The following is a 22,665-nucleotide window of genomic DNA, read 5'->3' as shown; positions in this document are numbered from 1 at the left end:
TAGAAAGGCGCATTCGATTCGTCGAGCGTGCGCGTGAAGGGTTGGGTCCACACCACGTTGGCTTGCGCCTGGCGGGCCCAGAAGCCGTCGAAGTCGTCCGCGGCCTCCTTGCAGAGGGCGTCGTACGCCGCCATGCTGGCGATGCGCGCGCCCTGGGTGGCGCGGGCATCGGGGGAAAACACGCGGGTTTCGATCAAGACCGATTCGATGGTCTTCGATGTGTTCGTCGTCACTGCTTCATCTCTCTTCCTTCGGGCATTGGAGTCGGACGAACGCGCAAGATCGATGCCCAGGCTCGCGAGCCCGGCACTGGCTCAATCTGCAACACCTGCTCCGCTTCGGCACAGGACCTGGCACAACGCGGTCACGCCGATGTGGAGCACTCCAATCCAAAAGCCATTTCCTGACAACGACTTGGATCGCCTGGCACGTGCTGGCCCGCCGATTGCGGGACAGTCCATGCGTTCCTTCCTCAACTTCAACGGAGATGATTTCATGGACATGGCAGAAATGCGCAACCTCGGCCTTGCGAACCCCTACAAGAAGCAGTACGGCAACTACATCGGCGGCCAGTGGGTCGCGCCGATCGACGGGCAGTACTTCGACAACCTGACGCCGGTGACCGGTCAGCCCTTCACAAGCATCCCGCGCTCGAACGCGAAGGACATCGAGGCGGCGCTCGATGCCGCGCACAAGGCCAAGGCCGCCTGGGGCCGCACGTCGCCGACCGACCGCGCCAACATCCTGCTGAAGATCGCCGACCGCATGGAGCAGAACCTGCGGACGCTGGCCGTGGCCGAGACGCTCGACAATGGCAAGCCGCTGCGCGAAACGATGGCCGCCGACATGCCATTGGCCATCGATCACTTCCGCTATTTCGCATCGTGCGTGCGGGCACAGGAGGGCGGCATCAGCGAAATCGACCACGAGACCTATGCGTACCACTTCCATGAGCCGCTCGGCGTGGTGGGCCAGATCATTCCGTGGAACTTTCCGATCCTGATGGCGGTGTGGAAACTGGCGCCGGCACTCGCTGCGGGCAACTGCATCGTGCTGAAGCCGGCCGAACAGACGCCCGCTTCGATCCTGGTGCTGATGGAGATCATTGGCGACCTGCTGCCTCCAGGCGTGCTCAACGTCGTCAACGGCTTCGGGCTGGAAGCCGGCAAGCCACTCGCGTCGAGCCCGCGCATCGCCAAGATCGCCTTCACCGGTGAGACGACCACCGGCCGGCTGATCTCGCAGTACGCCAGCCAGAACCTGATCCCGGTCACGCTGGAACTCGGCGGCAAGTCGCCCAACATCTTCTTCGAGGACGTGCTTGCGGCCGATGACGCCTTCTTCGACAAGGCCCTGGAAGGCTTCGCGATGTTCGCGCTGAACCAGGGCGAAGTGTGTACCTGCCCGAGCCGCGCGCTGATCCAGGAATCCATCTACGACCGATTCATGGAACGCGCGATCCAGCGCGTCGAGGCGATCACGCAGGGCCACCCGCTGGACACCGCCACCATGCTGGGTGCGCAGGCCTCGCAGGAGCAGATGGAAAAGATCCTCTCGTACATCGACCTCGGCAAGCAGGAGGGCGCCCAGTGCCTGACCGGGGGCGAGCGCAACCTGAAGAACGGCGAGCTGGCGTCGGGCTACTACATCAAGCCGACCGTGTTCAAGGGCCACAACAAGATGCGCATCTTCCAGGAAGAGATCTTCGGGCCGGTGGTGTCGGTGACGACGTTCAAGACCGAGGAGGAGGCCCTCGAGATCGCGAACGACACGTTGTACGGCCTGGGCGCCGGCGTGTGGAGCCGCGACGGCGCACGTGCCTTCCGCATGGGCCGCGGCATCCAGGCCGGCCGGGTGTGGACCAACTGCTATCACCAGTACCCGGCCCATGCGGCCTTCGGCGGCTACAAGCAGTCGGGCATCGGCCGCGAGAACCACAAGATGATGCTCGACCACTACCAGCAGACCAAGAATCTGCTGGTGAGCTACAGCCCGAACAAGCTGGGCTTCTTCTGAGCGAGCGACCCATGTCGCCCGGCACGCACCCTCACGCGCCGGCCATCGGGCCGGTGGGTCGCGTGTCCGCGACGCCGGCCGCGCAGGCGCTCATCGAGCGTCTGCGCGCGCAGCATGGCCCGTTGATGTTCCACCAGTCGGGGGGCTGCTGCGATGGCAGCGCGCCGATGTGCTTCGCCCTGGGCGAGTTCATCACGGGCGATGCCGACATCTGCCTCGGCGAGATTGCGGGCACGCCCTTCTACATGAGTCGATCCCAGTTCGAATACTGGGAGCACACGCACCTGATCATCGATGCGGTGCCAGGCAACGGCGGCATGTTCTCGCTGGAACGTCCGACCGGCCTGCGCTTTCTGACGCGCTCGCGGCTCTACGACGACGCCGAATGGCAGGCGCTGGAAGCACAGGGCCGGCCGTAGCCGGACCCGCGCATTGTTTCTTTCACGGCGCCAGCCAGGCGACGTTGGCGCGTTCAAACATGCTGCGCAGTCGCCCGCTGCCGGCGAGGTCGTTGATACCGGCTTGCAGTGCCTGCGCCAGGTCGGTCGCGTCCTTCTTCACCGCCATGCCCACCGCCCAGCCGTTGCGTGGGGCGCGCGGCGAAGGCAGGGGCGCGATCGCAAAGCGCGCGTCGCCGCGCAGCACCGACTCCATCTCCGACGCAAGACCCGCGGCAGCGGCCACCTCGCCGCGCTGGAGGGCATGCGCGGCCGCGGTCCCGTCCTTCCATTGCGTGGTGAGCTGGTTGCGATAGGCTCCGCCTTCGGCGCCGATCATCAACCAGCCGGCCAGCGTTTGGCCGGGCACAGCCACCTTCGCATCGCCCAGGTCCGAGAATCGATCGAGCCGCGGCAGGCGGTCGAGCTGCCGTGCCAGAACGACGCGCTCGCGACAGTACGGCGCGAAGATGGTGGCCTGTGGCGTCTCGTCGATGAGAGGCTTGTCGACCGGCACGTGCATCAGCACGTCGGCCGGGCCAAAACCCAGGTAGTGCCCGCGCCACACCATGTTGCGCAGGTCGTCGCCCATGTTTTCATCGGCGTGAAAGGGCAGCATCGACAGCTTGACGCCGAGCGTGTCCGCCAGCGCCTGCGCCAGATCGACGTCGATGCCCATGCCGTCGTCATGGAATGGCGGCATGTCCTTGTAGATCGCGACGACGAGCGTCCCGCGCGCGCGAATGCGGTCCAGCGGCAAGGCGCGCGCGACAAGCGGCGCACCCGCCAGGCCGGCTGCACCGAGCCAGCGCAGGCAGTCGCGGCGCGACGGTGGAGAGGCGTGCATGGTCGGCCCCTACATCGGCTTGTCGCGACGGGTCTCGAGGTAGGCCTTGATCGACCAGATGGCCTCCTGGCTCATCACTCCTTCGAATGGGGGCATGTAGACCGCACCGTTGCGCGTGCGGCCGTGGCGTACGGTGGTCAGGAAGAAGTCGTCCATCTCCTTGATGCACGCGGCCTTCTTGGCGGCGTCCTTCAGCGCCGCACAGTCGTTGTCGATCTTGCGCAGATCGGGCGCGATGCCGCCGGAGATCGCCTCGATGCCATGGCAGCGCGCGCAGTTCTGGTTGTAGGCGGAGGTGCCGATCTTGATGGCCGGCGCGTTGCCGCGATAGGGGTTCTCGGGGCGCCATTCCTTGCCCAGTCCGGGCAGTCCGCTGGTGTCCACGGCCTGTGGCGTCACGTCGCCATGCGACCACGCCACGGTGGCGCCGGCCATGCAGATGGCTGCACCGAGCAGCACGCCGGCCTTTCGGCCCGCCCAACCCCACGTTGCCTTCCTGCGAATCAGGCTGCCCAGCCGCCACCCGGCGCTCGGATCGAAACTCGTCATGTCAGTCTCCGTTCGTGCATAAGTAGAAACATGACCAGATCCGCAAACGCCGTGCCACTCGGAGTTGTTGCAAGCGGGTACACAAATTGCGTGGAAAGCTCCGTCATGTGGCATCCTTGTCGTCTGGCAGCCGACGTGTGACAGCGAGGGTCGGCTTCCGATGTATCAAAACGGAACACATTGGCCGATCCCACGATGTTTTTCGAACGAGAGAACCTGCTCGCCTAGAAGCAGAGGAGACAGACAAATGGTTGACAACCACCGTGCGCTGGCCGCGACCGCCAAGACCTGGACCACGCCTGCAGTGCTGCCCGTCCCACCGCAGCCGGCGCGAACGGAGCTGATCGAGCAGTGGCATCAACGCTGCGCAGCCCTGGGCCTGACCCGCATGGAAAGGCCCGACTTCGAGCCCCTGATGCGCAGCGATCTCACCGTGGCGCGCGAACGAAACCAGCGCCTGTTCACCCACGCCGCACCCGTGATGGAAATGCTCTTCGAGCAGATCGTGAACACCGAGAGCATGATCGTGCTGGCCGACATGACGGGCACCATCCTTCATTCCGTCGGCGACGACAAGTTCCTGCAGCGCGCCGACAAGGTCGCGCTGACGCCGGGCGTGAACTGGGCGGAGCACTCCAAGGGCACCAACGCGATCGGCACCGCGTTGTTCGAGGAGGCGCCCACCGTGGTCCACGGCGGCGAGCATTTCATCCACGCCAACCACTTCCTCACCTGCTCGGCGGCACCCATCTTCGACCCGCGTGGCAACATGCTCGGCGTCCTCGACGTCACCGGTGACCAGCGCTCCTACCATCAGCACACGATGGGCCTGGTCCGCATGTCAGCGCGCATGATCGAGAACCAGTGGTTGTCCGACGACTATGGCAACCGGTTGCGCCTGCACTTCCATAGCCGTGTGGAGTTCATCGGCACGCTGCTCGAGGGGATCATCGTGGTCGGCGCGGACGGCAAGATCCTCGGAGCCAATCGCAGCGCGCTCGACCAGCTCGACATGAGCAGCGCCGCGCTGCGCATGCACAGTCTCACCAGCCTGTTCGGCACGACCGCTTCAGCCGTGTTCGATCACTTCCGCACGCCCCTGCCCGTGCCGATGACGCTGAGCCTGGCCGGCGGGCGGCAGTTTCATGTCAACGCGCGGTTCAACGGGCCACAGCGGTCTGTGCTCCTGGAGCCGACGTTGTCGCCGTCAGCCACCGATGTGGCCGTCGAGCGCAGGGCGGCCGGGGCCGAGAGCGGCAAGCGCTCGGGCTCGCTGGCCGGCGACACGGCGCATTCCGCCGACGGCACGCTGTTCTCGGGCCTGCACTACCTGAACACGGGCGACCCGCAGATCGGTGCGCTGGTCCGGAAGGTGCAACGCGTCATCAACCGCGACATTCCGCTGCTGATCCTCGGTGAGACGGGCACGGGCAAGGAGTTGCTGGCGCGCGCGGTCCACCAGGATTCGAACCGCGCCAAGCAGCCCTTCGTGGCCGTCAACTGTGCATCGATTCCCGAGTCGCTGATCGAGGCCGAGCTGTTCGGCTATGAAGACGGCGCCTTCACGGGCGCTCGCCGCAGGGGATCGGTCGGACGCATCGTGCAGGCCAACGGCGGCACGTTGTTCCTCGACGAGATCGGTGACATGCCGCTGGCCCTGCAGGCCCGTCTGCTGCGGGTGCTGCAGGAGCGCAACGTGACGCCACTGGGCAGTCTCAAGTCGATTCCGGTCGACATCGCGGTGATCGGTGCGACGCACCGCAAGCTGCGCGAGATGATCGAGGCCGGCTCGTTCCGCGAAGACCTGTACTACCGCCTGAACGGCCTGGTGGTGAAGCTGCCCGCGCTGCGCGAGCGCAACGACCTGGATGTGGTGGCGCGCCGGATCCTGCTGGCCGAGTGCCCGCATGGCACACCGGACATCAGCGCGGCGGTGATGTCGCTGTTCCAGGCCTACCCCTGGCCGGGCAACGTGCGCCAGCTTGCGAACGTCCTGCGCACGGCATCCGTCATGGCCGCGGGCGAACGAGAGATCGCGGAGCACCATCTGTCGGATGACTTCCTCGAGGATGTGCGATGCGCAGTCCAGCGACCGGAGCCCGTGGCGTTCGTGGCGATGCCGGTCGCGCCGCCCGCGCTCGACGCTGCCCCTGTCCGTTTCGCGCCCGTGCCCGACGAGCGCGCGGCGCCGCCCACCGTCACGCCCGCACCGTCGCCGGCGATGACCGAGGCCGCTGCGCCCCGTACGCTCGGCGAGTCGGAAGTCGAGCTGATCCGCAACGCCGTTGCCGCCGCCAACGGGAACATCTCGGTTGCCTCGAAGCAGCTGGGCATCAGCCGCAACACGATCTATCGGAAGCTTCGCTGGGCCAAGTGAAGCGCGCCAGCGCACGACGGTCCTAAGGGACAACCCTGTACCGCCGTCGCACGGCGCTGTACCACCCTGGAACACTCCACCCCGGCATCGGCCTCCAGGGCCCTTCCGACGTCCCATTCCCGCCCTCCGACGTCTTCGAAATAGGGGCAATCCCGAGTCTTTTCGCCCATGCGGCACCCTGCCGCCGCAGGCATGCGATTTGCGAAACAGCACAGGCGCCAAAGGCAATTCCGCCTGGGCCTGTTCTGCTCTGAAGGAGACTCCATGAAATGGTCGCAACCCGCGTTTGAAGACATGCGCTTCGGCTTCGAGATCACGATGTACATCTCGCACCGCTGACCCCTCGCAAGCCGGTGGCGGGCGGCCTCCCGTCGCCCCGCCGCCGGCCCGAATCTTCCCTCCTCATCATGCAAATACTCGTGCTCGGATCCGGCGCCGGCGGCGGATTTCCGCAATGGAATTGCAACTGCCGGCAATGCGCCGGCCAGCGCCTGGGCGGACTCCCCTCACAGGCGCGCACGCAGAGCTCCATCGCCGTGTCGAGCGACGGCGAATCGTGGGTGCTGCTCAATGCCTCGCCCGACATCGGCCAGCAATTGCGCAGCCAGGCGAAACTGCATCCACGCCACGGCGTGCGCGACACGCCGATCAAGGCCGTCGTGTTGATGGATGCGCAGATCGACCACGTCACCGGCCTGCTCGGCATGCGCGAAGGCCCGTGCATCGACATCTATGCGACGCCCTGCGTGTTCGAGGACCTGACCACCGTCTTCCCGGTTCTCAGCGTGCTCGAACACTATTGCGGCACACGCTGGCACATGCTTGCGGTGGCCGGCACCAGGACCAGCGCTGCCTTCACCGTCGAACGATTTGCTTCGCTTCGCTTCACAGCGGTGGCCATTCCGGGCAAGGCGCCACCCTATTCGCCCCACCGCCGCGAGCAGACGGTCGGTGACAACATCGCGCTCCTGATCGAAGACCTCGCAGACGGCAAGTGCCTGTTCTACGCGCCGGGCCTGGCGGAGGTTGGCGCGCACGAACTGCAGTGGATGCACGGCGCCGACTGCCTGCTCGTCGACGGCACCTTCTGGGTCGAGGACGAAATGCTGCACGCCGGCCTCAGCCGCAAGACGGCAAGCGAGATGGGCCACCTCCCGCAGATGGGCAGCGACGCACGCCTGGGCATGGTCGACGTGATGCTGGCCACGGCCGCGCGGCGCAAGGTTCTGATCCACATCAACAACAGCAACCCGATCCTGGACGAGGCCAGCGAGCAGCGCCGCCTGCTCGACAGCCACGGCATCGAGGTGGCCTACGACGGCATGGAGATCACGCTATGACGGCAACACTGGGGACTTTTCTGAATCCGCGCGAAGCGGCGCGCGACGAACTGCAGCGCCTGTGGGCCTTCGACGAGTTCGAGGCCCGCCTGCGCGCCTGCGAGTCGCGCTACCACATCCACCATCGATTCAACCGGCGGCTCAATCGCGGCGAACTGCAGCCCTTCCAGGTACGCGCCTGGGTGGCCAACCGGTTCTACTACCAGGTCAACATCCCCCGCAAGGACGCGGCGGTGATGTCCAACTGCGACGACCGCGCCGAACGCCGACGCTGGATCCTGCGCATGCTCGATCACGACGGGCGTGGCGACTACGCGGGAGACGACGCGGGTGGCATCGAAGCCTGGGTCCGCCTCGCAGAGGCCGTGGGCCTGGATCCGGCCGACCTCTGGGCGCATCGCCACGTGCAGCCCGCCGTGCGCTTTGCCGTCGACGCCTATGTCAACTTCGCGCGGCAGCGCCCCTGGGAGGAAGCGGCCATCTCGTCACTGACCGAGATGTTCGCACCGAAGATCCATGCCGACCGGCTCGCCGGCTGGCCTGCGCTGTACCCGTGGATCGACGTCGGGGGCCTGGCCTACTTTCGCAGCCGCATACCGCTCGCCACGCGCGACGTCGAACACGGACTCGACGTTGCAAGGCGCTGGTGCACCACGCGCGCGCGTCAGGAACGCGCACTGGCCATCCTGCACTTCAAGCTCGACATCCTGTGGTCGATGCTCGATGCGATTGAACGCGGCTTTCCGGACGACCTGCCAGCGGCACAACGACCATGATCACGCCCGACGCCCAGCCCCGCCTGTCGAGCCTGTACCGGATGCAGTTCGAACCGGCTCAGGACAGCTGGATCCTGCTCTACCCCGAAGGCATGGTGCGCCTCAACCCCCCGGCCGCCGAAATTCTGCAACGCTGCGACGGTCGGCGCACGGTGGACGAGATCGTCACCGACCTGGAGATCGCCTTCGCGCAATCCCCTCTGCACGACGACGTGATGGTCTTCCTGAGCCAGGCACTGAAACGCGGCTGGCTGCAAGAGGCGCCATCATGACCGGCCACGGCGCGGCAGGGCCACCGCTCTGGCTGCTGGCGGAGCTGACCTATCGCTGCCCTCTGCACTGCGCGTTCTGCTCGAATCCGGTCGACTATGCGCGTCACCAGGACGAGCTCGACACCGCAAGCTGGCAGCGCGTGCTGACCGAAGCACGCGCGCTCGGCGCCGTGCAGCTCGGCTTCTCGGGCGGCGAGCCGCTGCTGCGGGACGACCTCGAGGAACTCGTCGCGCACGCGCACGGCCTGGGCTTCTACACCAACCTCATCACGTCCGGCGTCGGGCTCACCCGTGCGCGCGCCAGCGCGCTGAAGACGGCCGGCCTCGATCACATCCAGCTCTCGTTCCAGGACTCGACGCGCGAACTCAACGACTTTCTCAGCTCCACGAAGACCTTCGACCTGAAATCGAAGGTTGCCGGCATCATCAAGGCCGAGGGCTATCCGATGGTGCTGAACTGCGTGATGCACCGCTTCAACCTGCAGCACGTCGAGCGCATCATCGGGATGGCCGAGCGCATGGGCGCGGAATTTCTGGAGTTGGCCAACACGCAGTACTACGGCTGGGCCTGGCTCAACCGCGCCGCCTTGATGCCGACACCGGCTGAACTGCGCGATGCGGAGGCCATCGTTGACATGCACCGCGCGAGGCTGGCGGGCCGGATGAAGATCCTCTGGGTCTCCCCCGACTATGCGGATGCCAAGCCCAAGCCGTGCATGGCCGGCTGGGGTTCGGTGTTCATGGTTGTCGCGCCGGATGGCATCGCCATGCCCTGCCACAGCGCCCGCATGCTGCCGGATCTGGCGCTGCCGAATCTGCAAGAGATGTCCGTGCGCGAGGCCTGGCACGGGAGTGAGGCCTTCAACCGCTACCGCGGCCAGGGCTGGATGGACCCGACCTGCAGCGATTGCGACGAACGGCATCGTGACTTCGGTGGCTGCCGTTGCCAGGCATTTCTGGTCACGGGCGACGCGGCCGCGACCGACCCGGTATGCCCGAAGAGCGCGCATCGAGGACGCATCGACGACATGCTGGACGCGACCGCCATAGCGCGCGCCGACGGCGCGTCCACGCACACGTTGCGCTTCGTGCCAGGTGCCGGGCGCGGCGCCGGCCTGGTGTTTCGTAGCGACGAGAACTCGCTCGCCTGCAGCGCGGCCGGCGCCCTCCCATGCTGAAGATCCGCGGCCTCACGCAGCGTTACGGTGCATGCGTCGCGCTGGATGCGCTGAGCCTGTCGATCGCGCGCGGCGCCTTCGTCGTGCTGCTGGGGCCGAACGGGGCGGGCAAGTCCACACTGTTCCAGGTGCTGACCGGCCTGTTCGCGGCCGATGAGGGCGACGTCGAGGTGGCCGGCCTGTCGATGCGCAACGATGCGCGCCGTGCGCTCGCGCACATCGGCGTGGTGTTCCAGCAGCAGTCGCTGGACCTCGATCTGAGCATTGCGCGCAACCTGCAATTCCATGCCGACCTGCAGGGCCTGCCATGGCATGTGTCTCGCGAGCGGATTGCCTTCGAGGCTGCGCGCCTCGGACTCGTGGCGGACATGCAGCGCAGCGTGCGCGAGCTCTCCGGCGGCAACCGGCGCAAGGTCGAGTTGGTACGCGCGCTGCTGCACCGGCCCGATCTGCTGCTGATGGACGAGGCCACGGTCGGACTCGATCCCCAATCGCGCCACGACCTGGTCGATGGCCTGCAGAACGAGGTGCGCCAGCGCGGTGTGACCGTGCTGTGGGCCACGCACCTGGTGTCGGAAGCGGAGCATGCCGACCGTGTGCTGGTGCTGCACCGCGGGCGCCTGCTCGCCGACGGCACCCCCGCCGAAGTGAGGTCCACGCTGGGCGGCGCGACGCTGGAAGCAGCATTCCTGAGCGCCACGCGTTCTCCTGCAACGACTGCAATGTGAGCGACAACCCGCGAGGCAACACCGCATGACCTGGTACACCCCCCTCCAGTCGGCCCCCTTGGTCGCTTTGGTCGCTTTGACCGCTGCACTCGCGGCGCTGCCTGCGGCCGCCAGAGACAGCCAGCTCGCCTTCGTCTCCAGCGAGAAGGACCACGCGATCACCATGGTGGACCTGAAGACGCTCGCCGTCGTCGGCGTCATCCCGACCTGCAAGCGCCCGCGCCACATGCAAAGACTGAACGGCGACACCCAATTGATGGTGGCGTGCAGCGACTCGGGTCGGGCCGACATCATCGACCTGGCGACGCGCAAGTCGGTCGGGAGCGCGCCGCTCGGTGACGATCCGGAGGTGTTCGACCTCTCGGCGGACGGCCGGACCGCCTATGTGTCGGCCGAGGACGACGGCACGCTCAACGTGTTCGACCTGACGGCGAAGAAGCTGGTCAAGGGCGTGCCCGTCGGCAAGGAACCCGAAGGTGTCAAGGTGTCGCCTGACGGCAAGCGCGTGTACGTGACCTCGGAGATCGCGAACATGGTGCATGTGATCGACGCGGGCTCGCTCAAGGTGATCCGCAACATCCCGGTCGGCCCACGCCCGCGTCGGTTCGCGTTTTCGGCCGACGGCGGCGAGCTGTGGGTGACCAACGAACTGGGCAGCAGCGTCAGTGTCATCTCGACGGGCGAGCTGAAGGTGCTGGCCACCATTCCCTTCGCGGTCAAGGGCCTGCGGCCGGACGACATCACGCCGGTCGGCATCACCTTGTCGCGCGATGGCAGGACGATGTACGTCGGGCTGGGCCGTGCCAACCAGGTGGCCTTCGTCGACGTGGCGTCGCGCACGACGACGGCCCTGGCCCTGGTGGGCAAGCGGGCTTGGGGCGTGGCGGTCAATCGAGATGGTTCTCGTCTGTTCGTGGTCAATGGCTTGTCGGATGACATGACGGTGGTCGATGCGAGGACCGCAAGGCCGATCAAGACGATCGCTGTCGGACGCGTGCCGCACACGGTGGTCGTCGATGATTAGGATGAAACACCCCCCGAAGCGCCTGCGGCGCCCCGAGTCGCTGCCAGAGGCAGCGGCTCTTCGGGTCCGTCCAAGCCTGCGCAGGCAGGCTTGGAGCCGCGGACCTCAGCCCCCTCAAGGGGGGCGATACCGGCGGCCCGGCAAAGCCGGTTCCGCGGTATCCCTGGTATCGGACTGCGCCGGTTTCATGGGTCGTGGGCCGCGCACCGCGCGGTGGAGCAACTGAAATGAAACTCGCCCCCAGGCTCGCGCACTTCGTGTCACCCTCCACCCCCTGCCGGGGGCAACCCCGGCGGCCCGGCAAAGCCGGTTCCGCGGGGTTCCTGGCTTTGGCTGCGTCGGTTTCGTGTGTCGTGGGCGGTGCGTCTGCCCTCGCCGGCACGTTGACGCTCGGCATCGTCCAGCGCGCCGACGACGATCGCCTGGAGCCGGCGCGGGTCGCGCTTGCCTACCCGGGCCAGCCCGGCGGGCGCGCACGCGACGGCGTCGACATGGCCATCCAGGAGCGCCGGTTCGAGCTGGAGACAGCGGGCCTGCAGGTGGCCGTCATCGTGCGCGCGGCCAGGTCGGCGGAGGACGCAGTCATGCAATTGCGCCAGCTCGAAGCGACCGGCACGGCGGCTGCCCTGCTCGACCTCCCTGCCGATTGGATCGCCGGCGCGTCGGCCGCGGCCGCCCTGCCCCTGCTCAATGTCGGCGACAGCGCCGATGCCTCGCGCCAGCATGGCTGTCGAGCCAACCTGTTCCACACGCTGCCGAGCGACCGCATGCGCGCGGATGCCCTGGCGCAGGCCTTGCTCGCCCGCAGATGGCTGCGTGTGCTCCTGATCTCCGGTCCCCGACCGGAAGATGCAAGCCGGCTTGCCCTGGCGCAGGCTGCGCTGAAACGCTACGGCCTGAAGCAGGTGGCGAGCCGGAACTTCACGCTTTCCGCCGACCCGCGCGAGCGCGAATCGGCCAACCCCTTGCTGCTGACCGGCACCGCGGCGGTGGGCGGCGACTATGACGTCGCCTGGGTGGTCGACAGCGACGGCGAGTTCGCGCGCACCTTGCCCTACCGCATCGCACTGCCGCGCCCCGTCGTCGGCGATGCCGGCATGACCGCACTGGCCTGGGCACCGCATTTCGAGCGCTATGGCGCGCCGCAGCTCGCGCGCCGCTTCGCCCGCGCGACGCAACGCCCGATGACCAGCCACGACTGGGCGGCCTACATCGCCGCCAAGGCCTTGTTGAATGCCGCGCTGGAACAGCCCGCTGCACCCACGGCCGCGAGGCTGAACGCTGCGCTCAACCAGCCTGGTTTCACGCTCGACGGCTTCAAGGGCGTTCGCCTGAGCTTCCGCGCCTGGGACCATCAGCTGCGCCAGCCGATGCTGCTGACCGACGGCGTCGCCGTGATCGGCACCGCGCCGGTCGACGGCGTCATGCACGCGAAGAACGTGCTCGACACGCTCGGCACCGACGCAGCTGAATCGCCTTGCAAGGGCGCGCCGTGACGAGGGCCCAGCGCCACGGCGACATCGGCCATGCGCTGCAGGCGCTGCGCGCCATCGTCGTGCGCGAACTGCTCAAGTTCTGGCAGCAGAAGGCCCGCCTGGTCTCGGCGCTGGTGCGGCCGCTGCTGTGGCTCGCGGTGTTCGCGGCCGGCTTTCGCAATGTGTTCGGCGTGGCGATCGTCGAGCCCTACGACACCTACGTCCCCTACGACATCTACATCGCCCCGGGGCTGATCGGCATGGTGCTGCTGTTCAACGGCATGCAGTCGTCGCTGGCCATGGTGTACGACCGCGAGATGGGCCTGATGCGGCTGCTGCTCACGGCGCCGCTGCCGCGCTGGTGGCTGCTGTTGTCGAAGATGCTCGCCACCGCACTGCTCAGCCTGGTGCAGGTGCTGGCCTTCGCCGCAGTGGCCGCGCTGCTCGGCACCACGCTGCCGATGGCGCCGCTCGCGCTGCTGCACGCCCTGTTCGCCACGCTCGCCTCGGCGCTGATGCTGGCTTCACTCGGCCTGCTGCTCTCGGTCTACGTCAGGCAGCTGGAGAACTTCGCCGGCACGATGAACTTCGTGATCTTTCCGATGTACTTCCTCTCCACCGCGCTCTACCCGCTGTGGAAGCTCGAGGAGTCGGGCGCGACCTGGGTGTACCGGGTGGCGCAGTTCAACCCGTTCACCCATGCGGTCGAGTGGATCCGCTTTTCACTCTACGACAAGGACCCGGGCAGCGCGCCGCTGGTCGTGCTGGGCACGCTCGTCGCGTGCTTCATGCTGGCCTGCCGGGGCTACGACCCGCAGCGCGGCTTCGGCGGGCTGACGCAGCGGGGCGCCGCATGACGACGCGGCGCGGCCTGCTGCGCCTCGGCGCGTCGCTGGCGGCCGTCACCGCCTCGCCGTGGGTTCGTTCGCAGCCGGGTGACGCCGCGTTCCCGCGGCGCCCGGTGTTCCTGTGGGTGCCATGGTCCGCCGGCGGCGGCACGGACGTCACCCTGCGCCTGCTGGCCGAACTGGCGGCGCATCAGCTGGGCCAGCCCATCCTCATCGAGAACCGCGGCGGTGCCGGCGGCACGCTCGCGATGCCGATCCTGCAACAGTCCCTGCCCGACGGCTACACGCTCGCGCAGATGCCGCAGCCCGTATTCCGCGCGCCCTTGACGCAGAAGGTCGCGTGGGATCCGATCCGAGACACCACGCCGATCCTGCAGGTGAGCGGCGTGACCTTCGGCCTGCTGGTTCCCGCGGGCAGCCCGCTGCGCAGCGTGGCCGACCTGCTGGCCCACGCGGCGGCATCCCCGGGCCGGTTGACCATCGCGACCAACGGCATCGGCACCACGCCCCACGTTGCGCTCGACGCGCTGTTCGCCCGCCACGGACTGAGCTTCATCCACGTGCCGTACAAGGGCGCGGCCGAGCAGATGATCGCGCTGTCGGCGGGCCAGGTCATGGCCGGCGTCAATGCCAACGGCTTCGCACCCTTCGTCGACTCGGGCCGCCTGCGGCTGCTGGCGACCTTTGGCGCGGCCCGCTCCCGGCGCTGGCCCGAGGTGCCGACCATGAGCGAACTCGGGCACGGCATCGTCGCGATGTCGCCCTACGGCCTGGCCGGGCCGCGCGGCGTGCCCGACCCCATCGCGCGGCGACTGCACGATGCCTTCAAGGGTGCGCTGTTCGACCCGCGGCACATCGCCGAACTGGCCAAGTACGACCAGGAGGTCGCCTACCTCGACAGCACCGACTACGGCCTCAGCATGCGCGAGGCGTATGCCGCCGAGAAACGCACCGTGGAGCGCCTGGGTCTGGGCCCGGTGTAACGGCGATGTCGCGACTGTGGGTCGTCTGGCTGATCGCGCTCCTGCAAGGTCTCGCGAGCGACGCACAGGCCGGGGTGATGACGCGCGCCACTTTGCAGGAGCGCTTTCCTGCGCCGCTGGTGGTCGGCGAGAAGGACCCGCAGTTGCCCGTATGGCCCGTCTTCAAGCAGGATGCAACCGCGACGGCGCTGGTGGGCTACGTCTTCGAATCGATCGACTTCGCGCCGATCCCCGGCTTCTCCGGCACGCCGCTCAACCTGCTTGTCGCGCTCGACCCCAGGGGCGGCTTCCTCGACGTGCATGTGCTCGCTCACCACGAGCCGGTCTTTCTCGAAGGGCTGGGCGAGGCGCCGCTGTTGCGCTTTGCCGCCCAGTACCGAGGGCTCTCGCTGCAGCAGAACATCAAGATCGGCTCGAACGCCAATCGCGGCGAGGAGCGCGGCAGCGCCAACGTCTATATCGACGGCGTGGCGAAGGCGACCGCCTCGGTGCGGATCCTCAACCAGAGCCTGCTTTCCTCGGCGCTGCGCGTGGCGCGCGCCCGGCTGGGTTTCGCGGCAGGGCGCGACCCGCAGCGCGTGGCACGCGTGCGGCGCGACACCTATGCACCGATGCATTGGGACGCCATGCTGCGCGACGGCCTGGTCCGGCACGTCCGGATCACGCAAGGCATGGTCGAGAAGGCCTTCGAAGGCAGTGGTGTCGAACCGCCCGTCGCCGGCCAAGCGGGCGATAGCTTCTGCGACCTGTATGTCGCCTACCTCAACGCCCCGCCGGTGGGCCGCAACCTGCTGTCGGACGCAGGCTGGCAGCACTTGCTCGGGCGCATCGACGACGGCGACCATGCCTTGCTGGTGATCGCCGTCGGCCCCTACACCTTCGTCGGCGACAAGTTCGTGCGCGGCGCCGTGCCCGACCGGCTGACGCTGCGGCAGGGCGACCTGCCCCTGGAACTGCGGGATCTCGACCTGGACGACCCGCTCGCGCTGCCGGCGGGCTTGCGCGGCGCCGATGCGAAAGTCTTCCGCGTCATCGGCCCGGCCGGACTCGACCCGGCGCAGACACTGAACTTCGCGCTGCGGGTGACGCGCGACAAGGGGATGATCTACCCCGAGCGCGTCAGCCGCGACTTTGCCGTGCCCTACACGCTGCCCGCCAGCGAAGTGATCCTGCCCGAGATCGACAGCAAGGGCTGGCAGGGGATCTGGCGCTCACGGGCCTGGGAGCTGGTGGTGCTGGCCGCTGCGCTGGCCTTGCTGGCGGTGGTCCTGGCCCGGCCGACGTGGATCGTTGCCACACCGGCGCGGCTTGCGCGCTTTCGCACCGGCTACCTGCTCTTCACGCTCGCATTCATCGGCTGGTTCGCCCAGGGACAACTGTCGATCGTCAACGTCACGGCCCTGATCCAGGCGGCCGTGGCTGGGCGGGACCTCCGCTTCTTCCTCCACGACCCGATGACGGTGGCGCTGTGGGCGTTCGTCGCGGCGACGCTGGTGGTGTGGGGCCGCGGCACCTTCTGCGGCTGGCTCTGCCCGTTCGGCGCCCTGCAGGAACTCGTCGCCCAGGCCGCGCGACGCCTCGGCATCAAGCGCATCAAGCTGCACCGAGGCCTCGACGCCAGGCTCAAGCGGGTCAAGTACGCGGCGTTCGCGCTGCTCGTCGGGCTGGCCGTGGTGTCGCCGACCTGGACCGATCGGGCGGTGGAGATCGAACCCTTCAAGACCGCGATCACGCTGAACTTCATGCGTTCATGGCCGTTCGTGGCATGGGCGATCGGATTGCTTCTCGTGAACGCCGTCCTCTACAAGGGGTTCTGCCGTTACCTGTGTCCGCTGGGTGCAGGGCTGGGCCTGATCGGCCGACTGCGACTGCTGCGCTGGATTCCACGCCGCAGTGAATGCGGAACGCCGTGTCAGACCTGCCGCCATCGCTGCGAGTACCAGGCCATCCAGCCCGGTGGTGCGATCGTCTATGAAGAGTGCTTCCAATGCCTGGATTGCGTGGCGATCCACGACAGCCCCGAGCGCTGCGCACCGCTGATCGCCCATCGCCGCGACCGGGTCATCGCGATCCGTCCGTGGCCGGCGTCGGCCCGGAGCGACGCATGAAGCGGCGACAATGGCTGCGCGCGACACTGGGGCTGGGCGCGCTTGCCGGCGTCTCGGGCCTGGCACCTGCGGTGAGCTCGCTGCACTGGGGCCGACGTACGATGCTGGGCTTCGGCGCCACGCTCTCGCTGCAGGCCGCGCACGAGGATGCACAGACGCTGGAACGTGCGCTCGATGCAGGGACGCAGGCGCTGCGCCGCATCGAGAGCCTGATGAGCCTGTTCGACCCCGACAGCGCCCTGTCGATGCTCAATCGCAACGGCAGGCTGCAGTCACCGCCTCCCGAGCTGGTCGACATCCTCGACATCGCGCATGCCGTCTCCCGCGACAGCGACGGTGCGTTCGACGTCACGGTGCAACCGCTGTGGCTCGCCTTCGACGGGGCGCGGCGCGCGGGACGCCTGCCCGCACCGCGCGAAGTCGACGCCGCGCGCGCCAAGGTGGACTGGCGCGCACTCGAGGTCGGGCGACGTCTCATCCGCTTCGATACGCCCGGCATGGCCGCAACGCTCAACGGCATCGCGCAGGGCTATGCGGCCGACCGGGTGCGTGCCGTACTCGCTTCGCACGGCATTCGCCATGCGCTGGTCGATGCGGGCGAGTTTGCACCGCTCGGCCGCAACAGCGAGGCCAGACCCTGGACGCTCGGCATCGCCGACCCGCGCGAAGAGTCTGTGTTGATCACGCGCCTGATGGCGGACGGTCGATGCATCGCGACGTCGGCCGACAATCTCACAAGCTTCAGCGCCGACCACCGCCATCACCACATCTTCGACCCGCACACCGGCTATTCGCCGCCCGCGCTCTCGGCCGTGACTGTCGCGGCCGACACCGGCGCCATGGCCGATGCCTTGACCAAGGTGTTCTTCGTGGCCGGACCGTCACAGGCGCGCGCGCTCGCGCACCGGTGGAAGGTCGACGTCCTGTGGGTCGACAAGGCCGGCCGCTGGCAAGCCACGCCCGGGCTTCGACTCGACCCGGCCTGAGGTTCCCGATCTCAGGCGCCGAACGTGTGGCGCACGCCCAGCCAGGCCGCGCGCGATGCAGCGGGCGACATCAGGCTGGCCCGCCTCACCGGGTAGTCGCCGTTCGCATTGCGCGGCAACCCGCGCGCGAGGTGGGCCCCTTCCGCCGTGAAGCCATCGGTTGCGAGCTGCCCACCGGTCGTGTACTTGCGGTCGAACAGGTTGGCGACCTGCAGGAAGAACTTCAGGCCGGGCCGCGGCTTGTAGTCGACGCCAAGATTGAGCACCGCATAGCCCGCACTGTGCCCCGGCCCGGCGTAGTACACCCCGTCGGGCGCATGCAGACCGTTCTCGTTGCCGCGCAGGTTGGCGCCGCTCGACGCGACCATGTCCAGGCCGACGCGCCATTGGGCGCTCGGTTCGTGGTCGAGGAACAGCTTGAGCACCTGCCGCGGCAACATCGGGATGCGGTCGCCAGGCCGGATCTGGATATTGCCGGTGGTGCCGGGGAAGCCGGCCAGTGCCTGGTCGTTGCTGCTGTTGCCCGACCCACCGACCGTTTCCACGCTGCGGTAGGTCGCGTCGAGGAGCATGAAATTTCCGCCCAAACTCAGACCGCCGGTGGGCTGCGCATTCAAGCCCAGTTCGATGCCCTGCCGGCGCGTCTTGCCGAAGTTCTTGAAGTAGCCGAAGCCGCTCGAATCATCGGCCACGAACAGCAGGTCATCGCGGTTGTCGGAACGGAACACGCCGAAGTTCCATGTCGTATTCGGCTGCACCAGCCCGCGAAGACCCGCCTCGAAGGTCGTGGTCACCACCTGCTTGAGCGGGGGGTCGCCGGCAAAGGAGTTGGGCAGCTTGCACGGGCTCGCCGGATCGGCGCAACCCAGCTCGATCGCCGTCGGCGCGCGGCTGCCCTGGTTGGCGCCGGCATACAGCGTGACGGCTTCGCTCGGTGCGAAGGTCAGCCCGATCGCGGGGTTGAGGCGGCTGAAGGTGTAGCGGCCATCCAGAGAGCCCGGGCCGCCACCGGGCGTGAGGCCGTCGGTATTGTCGACCGCCGTGCGGTTGTAGCGGCCCGAGAGCGTGAGGTGCGTCTGCGCATTGAGCGCCATGGTGTCGGTGGCATACACGCTGTTGGTGCTCGACCGGCTCGACAGAGCGACACGCGCATCGAAGGCGTTCTCCGAAGCCTGCGTGCCATCGGCGAGGGCGCCGGGGCCGAACACCGGCGCCACGCTGCGGTCGGGGTCGATGTAGCCGAACTGCGTGCTCTGGCCGAAGCGCACGCGGCTCGCATCGTAGGCTGCGCCGAGCACGATCAGGTGTTCGACGCTCCCCGTCTTCGCTTCCGCCGACAGCTGTGCTGCGAGGCCGTGGTTCTGCTGCCTGGTCGCGGTGCGGTTGATCAGGCCGTTGCACTTCTCGTTGGGCTCGGTGTTGAGCAGCGCGTTGGCGATGCAGCGCCACTTCGGAAACGGCGTATTGGCGGCGCTGGCGCCGCTCGTCGGGACGCCCGTGAAGCCCGCGGCGGCGAGTGCCGCACGCTCGGCCGCACTCGGTTGGTAGACCGACTCGCTGAAGGCTTCGTCGTTGACGTCGCCATTGAAGGTGTTCGTCCGGATGTTGCGGTAGTAGGCGTTGCCCGTCAGCGTCCAGGTGTCGTCCAATGCCTGTGTCATCGCGAGATTGAGGAAGGTGGACTTGTTCTCGGTGATGTCGGGAATCGTGCGCACGCTGGCCCAGTCGCGCTGCAGAGCACCCAGTTCCTGCGTGCCGTTGCCGGTGAGGTCGTTGTCGGCGAAGGCCGCGGTGAGCGAGAAGCCGCCGTCGCGCGTCACCCGGCCGACCTTGGAGAAGAGCTGGCGCACGTCGGAGGGCGATTCGACGCGCCATCCCTGCTCGTGGAAGCGGTTGCCGGCGATGTACCAGTTCCAGCCGCTGTCCTTGTCGCTGCCGCCGGTCTCGAACTCGGCGGCGGCGCGTCCCCACGAGCCGCCCACCACCTGCATCGACGTGCCCGGATTGTGCAAACCGTCCTTGGTCTGGATGGCGAGCGCCCCACCGAGCGTGTTGAGGCCGAACAGCGGGTTGCTGCCGGGCATCAAGGCGATCGTCGAGATGACCGTGCGCGGAATCAGGTCCCAGCTCACGACGTCGCCAAAGGGTTGATTCAGGCGCACGCCATCCATGAACACCGACAGGCCTTGCGGCGTGCCCAGCAGCGGCGATGCCGTGAAGCCCCGGTAGTTGATGTCGGGCTGGAACGGATTGCCTTGCGTCTCGTTCACCGTCACGCCGCCGACCGCGCGCAACAGGTAGTTCGTCAGGTCGGGCGCATGAAGGCGCTCGAGGTCGGCACCGGTGGCCGTTTGCACGTTGGACGGCACCGCGTCACGCGGCACGTCCAGGCCGGGCAGCGGCGTCGGCGCGACCACCTCGATGGTCGGCAGTTCGTGCGACTCGGCCGCCTCTTGCGCCGCTGCGCCTGTCCAGTTGCACAGCAGCAGACTGACCGCGGCGAGCGACGTGGAGGAGAAGGCGGGAAGGCGACCGCGACGGTTCATGGGTGAGGCTCAGCCCGGCTTTTTCGCCCAGGCCGTGCACCACCCCTCGCCCGCGACCTGCTTGCGCCCGAACATCGCGCAGCCCGCCCACGGGTCCGAGGACGCGCCTTGCCACAACGCGCAGTTCACGCAGCGCTGGGTCGCCGCATGCTTCGGATACTTCTTCGCATCGACGGTCTTGGTGTCCTGCTTGTAGCCCAGCGCCACCGCGGTCTCGTCGGACTCCTCGACGCGTGCGGCCGCCCATGCCGCGACGGGCACCAGCGTCACGACGCAGGTGCCGCCCATCATCCGTCCGGCGAACACCCTTCTGGTGATCCCGGCGCCCTTGCTTTGGTTGGTTTCGTGCATGACGTGGGCCTCAGTGGGATGCGACCTTGGTCGCGCCGCTGGCTTGTACCGTGCGCGGCGCGCCTGCGGCACCGGGGATCTTGAAGACCCAGACCATGCCACCCTGCTCGAGCAGGTTGACCTTCTTGGCCACCTCTCCGCCCCAGAGTGGCACCGCTCCGCCCCAGCCCGAAACCACGCTGACGTACTGTTCGCCACCCTGCATCCAGGTGACGGGCGGCGCGACGACGCCGGAGCCGGTCTGGAACTGCCAGACCACCTTGCCGGTCTTGGCGTCGGCCGCCTTCAGGTAGCCCTCCGGCGTGCCCCAGAAGACGAGGTTGCCGCCGGTGGTCAGCACGCCGCCCCAGAGCGGCGCGCCATTCTTGACTTCCCAGGCCATCTTGCCGGTCTTCGGGTCGAAGGCGCGCAGCGATCCGATGTAGTCCTCGTTGAGCGGCTTGATCGTGAAGCCGGCGCCGAGGTAGGCCGCGCCCTTCTTGTAGGCGACCGGTTCGTTCCAGATGTCCATGCCCCATTCGTTGGCCGGCACGTAGAACATCTTCGTGTCGGGGCTGTAGGCCATCGGCATCTGGTTCTTGCCACCAAGGAAGCCGGGCGCGGCGAACACCGCGCTGCCCTTCTTGCCATCGGATGCTGCGGTCGGGTCGCCGGGGCGGTTGTCCGCGATGAAATTGGGCCGCCCGGTCTTCAGGTCGATGCCACTGGCCCAGGTGATCTTCTTGACGAACGGAAAGGCGTTGATGAGCTTGCCGGTGCTGGCGTCATTGACGTAGAAGAAGCCGTTGCGGTCGGCCTTGCCGCCGACGCGCTTGCCGTCCATGTCGAAGGTGACGAACTCATTGACGCCGTCGAAGTCCCAGCTGTCATTGGGCGTGCTCTGGTAGCTCCATTTGATCTGGCCGGTCTTGACGTCGATGGCCACGGTCGAACACGAATAGAGGTTGTCGCCCTCCCGCAGGTGGCTGTTCCAGGGCGCCGGGTTGCCGGTGCCGAAATAGGCCAGGCCGGTCTTGGCGTCATAGGTTCCGCCGAGCCAGGTGGCCGCGCCGCCGGTCTTCCACAGGTCGCCGGGCCAGCTCTTGTTCAGCGTGCCGGAGATGCCGTTTTCCTTCTTGTTTCCATCCTTGTCGTAGGTGTAGCCCATGTGGCCTTCGACGGTGGGGCGCATCCACAGCAGCTTGCCGGTCTTCGGGTCCCGCGCCTCGACGCGGCCGACCACCCCGAACTCGCCGCCCGACACCCCGGTCAGCATCACACCATCGGCAATGATCGGCGCCGCCGTGGCCGAGTAGCCGGCGGCGTAGTCGTCGATCTTCTCCTTCCAGACGACGTCGCCAGAGTTCTGGTCGAGCGCAACGAGTTGCGCATCGAGCGTCGCGAAGATGACCAGGTTGTCGTAGAGCGCGGCACCACGGTTGACCACGTCGCAGCACGGCATGATGCCCTCGGGCAGCCGATGCTCGTACTTCCACAGCTTCTTGCCGGTGGTCGCGTCGAGCGCAAAGATCCGCGAGTAGGACGCGGTGACGAACATCTTGCCGTTCATGATCACCGGCTGCGATTCCTGCCCGCGCTGCTTCTCGCCGCCAAAGGAAAAGGCCCAGACCGGGAGCAGCTTGGCGGCGTTGGTCGCGTTGACCTGCTTCAGCGGCGAGTAGCGCTGGCCCTGGGTGTTGATGCCCCAGGTCAGGACATTGCCTGTGGCCGTGGCCTCCGACTGGATCATCTTGTCCGTGACCTGCGCGTGGGCGACAGCGTTGGCCAGGCCAACCGCGATGAGTGAGGCTAAGAGCTTCGATTGCATGGTGTCTCCTGATGGTG

General features: G+C 67.6%; 21 protein-coding genes. 15 read left to right on the top strand and 6 right to left on the bottom strand.

What is annotated here, in order from left to right; all coding sequences use genetic code 11:
* The coding region (locus tag AC1DYK_RS29445) for an acetyl-coenzyme A synthetase N-terminal domain-containing protein (protein WP_478169528.1) at window positions 1-233 on the bottom strand (233 nt) is incomplete at its 3' end.
* Window positions 234-495: 262 nt separating this feature from the next.
* Here AC1DYK_RS29445 and adh point away from each other — a divergent pair.
* Together adh and AC1DYK_RS29435 are read left to right on the top strand one after the other, a co-directional pair.
* Entirely contained in the window at window positions 496-2,016 is a 1,521-nt protein-coding gene (adh, locus tag AC1DYK_RS29440) for an aldehyde dehydrogenase (protein ID WP_478169527.1), read from the top strand.
* An 11-nt stretch (window positions 2,017-2,027) separates the two neighbouring features.
* Entirely contained in the window at window positions 2,028-2,435 is a 408-nt protein-coding gene (locus tag AC1DYK_RS29435) for a DUF779 domain-containing protein (protein WP_478169526.1), read from the top strand.
* Between the two features lie 22 nt (window positions 2,436-2,457).
* On the opposite strand, the gene AC1DYK_RS29430 is transcribed toward AC1DYK_RS29435, so the two are convergent.
* The gene (locus AC1DYK_RS29430) at window positions 2,458-3,300 is read right to left on the bottom strand and encodes a substrate-binding periplasmic protein (RefSeq protein WP_478169525.1); all 843 of its coding nucleotides are present in this window, start codon (window positions 3,298-3,300) and stop codon (window positions 2,458-2,460) included.
* Window positions 3,301-3,309: 9 nt separating this feature from the next.
* Entirely contained in the window at window positions 3,310-3,735 is a 426-nt protein-coding gene (gene pedF / locus AC1DYK_RS29425) for a cytochrome c-550 PedF (RefSeq protein WP_478169529.1), read from the bottom strand.
* Between the two features lie 361 nt (window positions 3,736-4,096).
* On the opposite strand from pedF, the gene AC1DYK_RS29420 reads away from it, so the two are divergent.
* The 13 genes from AC1DYK_RS29420 to AC1DYK_RS29360 all read left to right on the top strand — a co-directional run bounded on the left by AC1DYK_RS29420 (window position 4,097) and on the right by AC1DYK_RS29360 (window position 17,944).
* Entirely contained in the window at window positions 4,097-6,226 is a 2,130-nt protein-coding gene (locus AC1DYK_RS29420; protein ID WP_478169524.1) for a sigma-54-dependent Fis family transcriptional regulator, read from the top strand.
* A 168-nt stretch (window positions 6,227-6,394) separates the two neighbouring features.
* Complete coding sequence (gene pqqA, locus AC1DYK_RS29415; RefSeq protein WP_478169523.1) at window positions 6,395-6,565, top strand: pyrroloquinoline quinone precursor peptide PqqA; 171 nt, start codon at window positions 6,395-6,397, stop codon at window positions 6,563-6,565.
* A 68-nt stretch (window positions 6,566-6,633) separates the two neighbouring features.
* Window positions 6,634-7,566, top strand: coding sequence for a pyrroloquinoline quinone biosynthesis protein PqqB (gene pqqB, locus AC1DYK_RS29410; protein ID WP_478169522.1), 933 nt, complete (start codon window positions 6,634-6,636; stop codon window positions 7,564-7,566).
* Window positions 7,563-8,342: a pyrroloquinoline-quinone synthase PqqC gene (gene pqqC / locus AC1DYK_RS29405; RefSeq protein ID WP_478169521.1), complete on the top strand. Its 780-nt coding sequence runs from the start codon at window positions 7,563-7,565 to the stop codon at window positions 8,340-8,342. The genes pqqB and pqqC overlap by 4 nt, the downstream gene beginning before the upstream one ends.
* Entirely contained in the window at window positions 8,339-8,614 is a 276-nt protein-coding gene (gene pqqD / locus AC1DYK_RS29400) for a pyrroloquinoline quinone biosynthesis peptide chaperone PqqD (RefSeq protein ID WP_478169520.1), read from the top strand. Before pqqC ends, pqqD begins: the two co-directional genes overlap by 4 nt.
* Window positions 8,611-9,792, top strand: coding sequence for a pyrroloquinoline quinone biosynthesis protein PqqE (pqqE, locus tag AC1DYK_RS29395; RefSeq protein ID WP_478169519.1), 1,182 nt, complete (start codon window positions 8,611-8,613; stop codon window positions 9,790-9,792). The genes pqqD and pqqE overlap by 4 nt, the downstream gene beginning before the upstream one ends.
* A complete protein-coding gene (locus tag AC1DYK_RS29390; protein ID WP_478169518.1) occupies window positions 9,786-10,520 on the top strand; it encodes an ABC transporter ATP-binding protein in 735 nt (244 codons plus the stop codon). Before pqqE ends, AC1DYK_RS29390 begins: the two co-directional genes overlap by 7 nt.
* 25 nt (window positions 10,521-10,545) lie before the next feature.
* The gene (locus AC1DYK_RS29385; protein WP_478169517.1) at window positions 10,546-11,544 is read left to right on the top strand and encodes a PQQ-dependent catabolism-associated beta-propeller protein; all 999 of its coding nucleotides are present in this window, start codon (window positions 10,546-10,548) and stop codon (window positions 11,542-11,544) included.
* Between the two features lie 353 nt (window positions 11,545-11,897).
* Window positions 11,898-13,040, top strand: a complete 1,143-nt coding sequence (locus AC1DYK_RS29380) for a type 1 periplasmic-binding domain-containing protein (protein ID WP_478169516.1) — start codon at window positions 11,898-11,900, stop codon at window positions 13,038-13,040.
* Window positions 13,037-13,876 (top strand): ABC transporter permease, encoded by an 840-nt coding sequence (locus AC1DYK_RS29375; RefSeq protein ID WP_478169515.1) that lies wholly within the window; start codon window positions 13,037-13,039, stop codon window positions 13,874-13,876. Before AC1DYK_RS29380 ends, AC1DYK_RS29375 begins: the two co-directional genes overlap by 4 nt.
* The gene (locus tag AC1DYK_RS29370) at window positions 13,873-14,850 is read left to right on the top strand and encodes a tripartite tricarboxylate transporter substrate binding protein (protein ID WP_478169514.1); all 978 of its coding nucleotides are present in this window, start codon (window positions 13,873-13,875) and stop codon (window positions 14,848-14,850) included. Before AC1DYK_RS29375 ends, AC1DYK_RS29370 begins: the two co-directional genes overlap by 4 nt.
* A gap of 5 nt (window positions 14,851-14,855) precedes the next feature.
* Entirely contained in the window at window positions 14,856-16,958 is a 2,103-nt protein-coding gene (locus AC1DYK_RS29365; RefSeq protein ID WP_478169513.1) for a 4Fe-4S binding protein, read from the top strand.
* A complete protein-coding gene (locus AC1DYK_RS29360; protein WP_478169512.1) occupies window positions 16,955-17,944 on the top strand; it encodes an FAD:protein FMN transferase in 990 nt (329 codons plus the stop codon). The genes AC1DYK_RS29365 and AC1DYK_RS29360 overlap by 4 nt, the downstream gene beginning before the upstream one ends.
* 11 nt (window positions 17,945-17,955) lie before the next feature.
* Here the strand turns inward: AC1DYK_RS29360 and AC1DYK_RS29355 are convergent, their stop codons facing one another.
* The 3 genes from AC1DYK_RS29355 to AC1DYK_RS29345 are packed head-to-tail and all read right to left on the bottom strand — an operon-like array spanning window position 17,956 to window position 22,648.
* Entirely contained in the window at window positions 17,956-20,490 is a 2,535-nt protein-coding gene (locus AC1DYK_RS29355; RefSeq protein WP_478169511.1) for a TonB-dependent receptor, read from the bottom strand.
* Window positions 20,491-20,499: 9 nt separating this feature from the next.
* Window positions 20,500-20,841: a high-potential iron-sulfur protein gene (locus tag AC1DYK_RS29350; protein WP_478169510.1), complete on the bottom strand. Its 342-nt coding sequence runs from the start codon at window positions 20,839-20,841 to the stop codon at window positions 20,500-20,502.
* Between the two features lie 10 nt (window positions 20,842-20,851).
* Window positions 20,852-22,648: a PQQ-dependent methanol/ethanol family dehydrogenase gene (locus tag AC1DYK_RS29345; protein ID WP_478169509.1), complete on the bottom strand. Its 1,797-nt coding sequence runs from the start codon at window positions 22,646-22,648 to the stop codon at window positions 20,852-20,854.
* Between the last annotated feature and the right edge of the window lie 17 nt (window positions 22,649-22,665).

Source organism: Variovorax sp. P2_H12 (genome assembly GCF_056403395.1).
Note: the sequence above shows the minus strand (reverse complement) of the source record. Positions and strands in the feature narration are given on the sequence as shown.

Bases quoted from the DNA above. Each gene is read 5' to 3' on its own strand.
- adh (WP_478169527.1), top strand. From the start codon at position 496: ATGGACATGGCAGAAATGCGCAACCTCGGCCTTGCGAACCCCTACAAG.
- AC1DYK_RS29435 (WP_478169526.1), top strand. From the start codon at position 2,028: ATGTCGCCCGGCACGCACCCTCACGCGCCGGCCATCGGGCCGGTGGGT.
- AC1DYK_RS29430 (WP_478169525.1), bottom strand. From the start codon at position 3,300: ATGCACGCCTCTCCACCGTCGCGCCGCGACTGCCTGCGCTGGCTCGGT.
- pedF (WP_478169529.1), bottom strand. From the start codon at position 3,735: ATGGCCGGCGCCACCGTGGCGTGGTCGCATGGCGACGTGACGCCACAG.
- AC1DYK_RS29420 (WP_478169524.1), top strand. From the start codon at position 4,097: ATGGTTGACAACCACCGTGCGCTGGCCGCGACCGCCAAGACCTGGACC.
- pqqA (WP_478169523.1), top strand. From the start codon at position 6,395: ATGCGGCACCCTGCCGCCGCAGGCATGCGATTTGCGAAACAGCACAGG.
- pqqB (WP_478169522.1), top strand. From the start codon at position 6,634: ATGCAAATACTCGTGCTCGGATCCGGCGCCGGCGGCGGATTTCCGCAA.
- pqqC (WP_478169521.1), top strand. From the start codon at position 7,563: ATGACGGCAACACTGGGGACTTTTCTGAATCCGCGCGAAGCGGCGCGC.
- pqqD (WP_478169520.1), top strand. From the start codon at position 8,339: ATGATCACGCCCGACGCCCAGCCCCGCCTGTCGAGCCTGTACCGGATG.
- pqqE (WP_478169519.1), top strand. From the start codon at position 8,611: ATGACCGGCCACGGCGCGGCAGGGCCACCGCTCTGGCTGCTGGCGGAG.
- AC1DYK_RS29390 (WP_478169518.1), top strand. From the start codon at position 9,786: ATGCTGAAGATCCGCGGCCTCACGCAGCGTTACGGTGCATGCGTCGCG.
- AC1DYK_RS29385 (WP_478169517.1), top strand. From the start codon at position 10,546: ATGACCTGGTACACCCCCCTCCAGTCGGCCCCCTTGGTCGCTTTGGTC.
- AC1DYK_RS29370 (WP_478169514.1), top strand. From the start codon at position 13,873: ATGACGACGCGGCGCGGCCTGCTGCGCCTCGGCGCGTCGCTGGCGGCC.
- AC1DYK_RS29365 (WP_478169513.1), top strand. From the start codon at position 14,856: ATGTCGCGACTGTGGGTCGTCTGGCTGATCGCGCTCCTGCAAGGTCTC.
- AC1DYK_RS29360 (WP_478169512.1), top strand. From the start codon at position 16,955: ATGAAGCGGCGACAATGGCTGCGCGCGACACTGGGGCTGGGCGCGCTT.
- AC1DYK_RS29355 (WP_478169511.1), bottom strand. From the start codon at position 20,490: ATGAACCGTCGCGGTCGCCTTCCCGCCTTCTCCTCCACGTCGCTCGCC.
- AC1DYK_RS29350 (WP_478169510.1), bottom strand. From the start codon at position 20,841: ATGCACGAAACCAACCAAAGCAAGGGCGCCGGGATCACCAGAAGGGTG.
- AC1DYK_RS29345 (WP_478169509.1), bottom strand. From the start codon at position 22,648: ATGCAATCGAAGCTCTTAGCCTCACTCATCGCGGTTGGCCTGGCCAAC.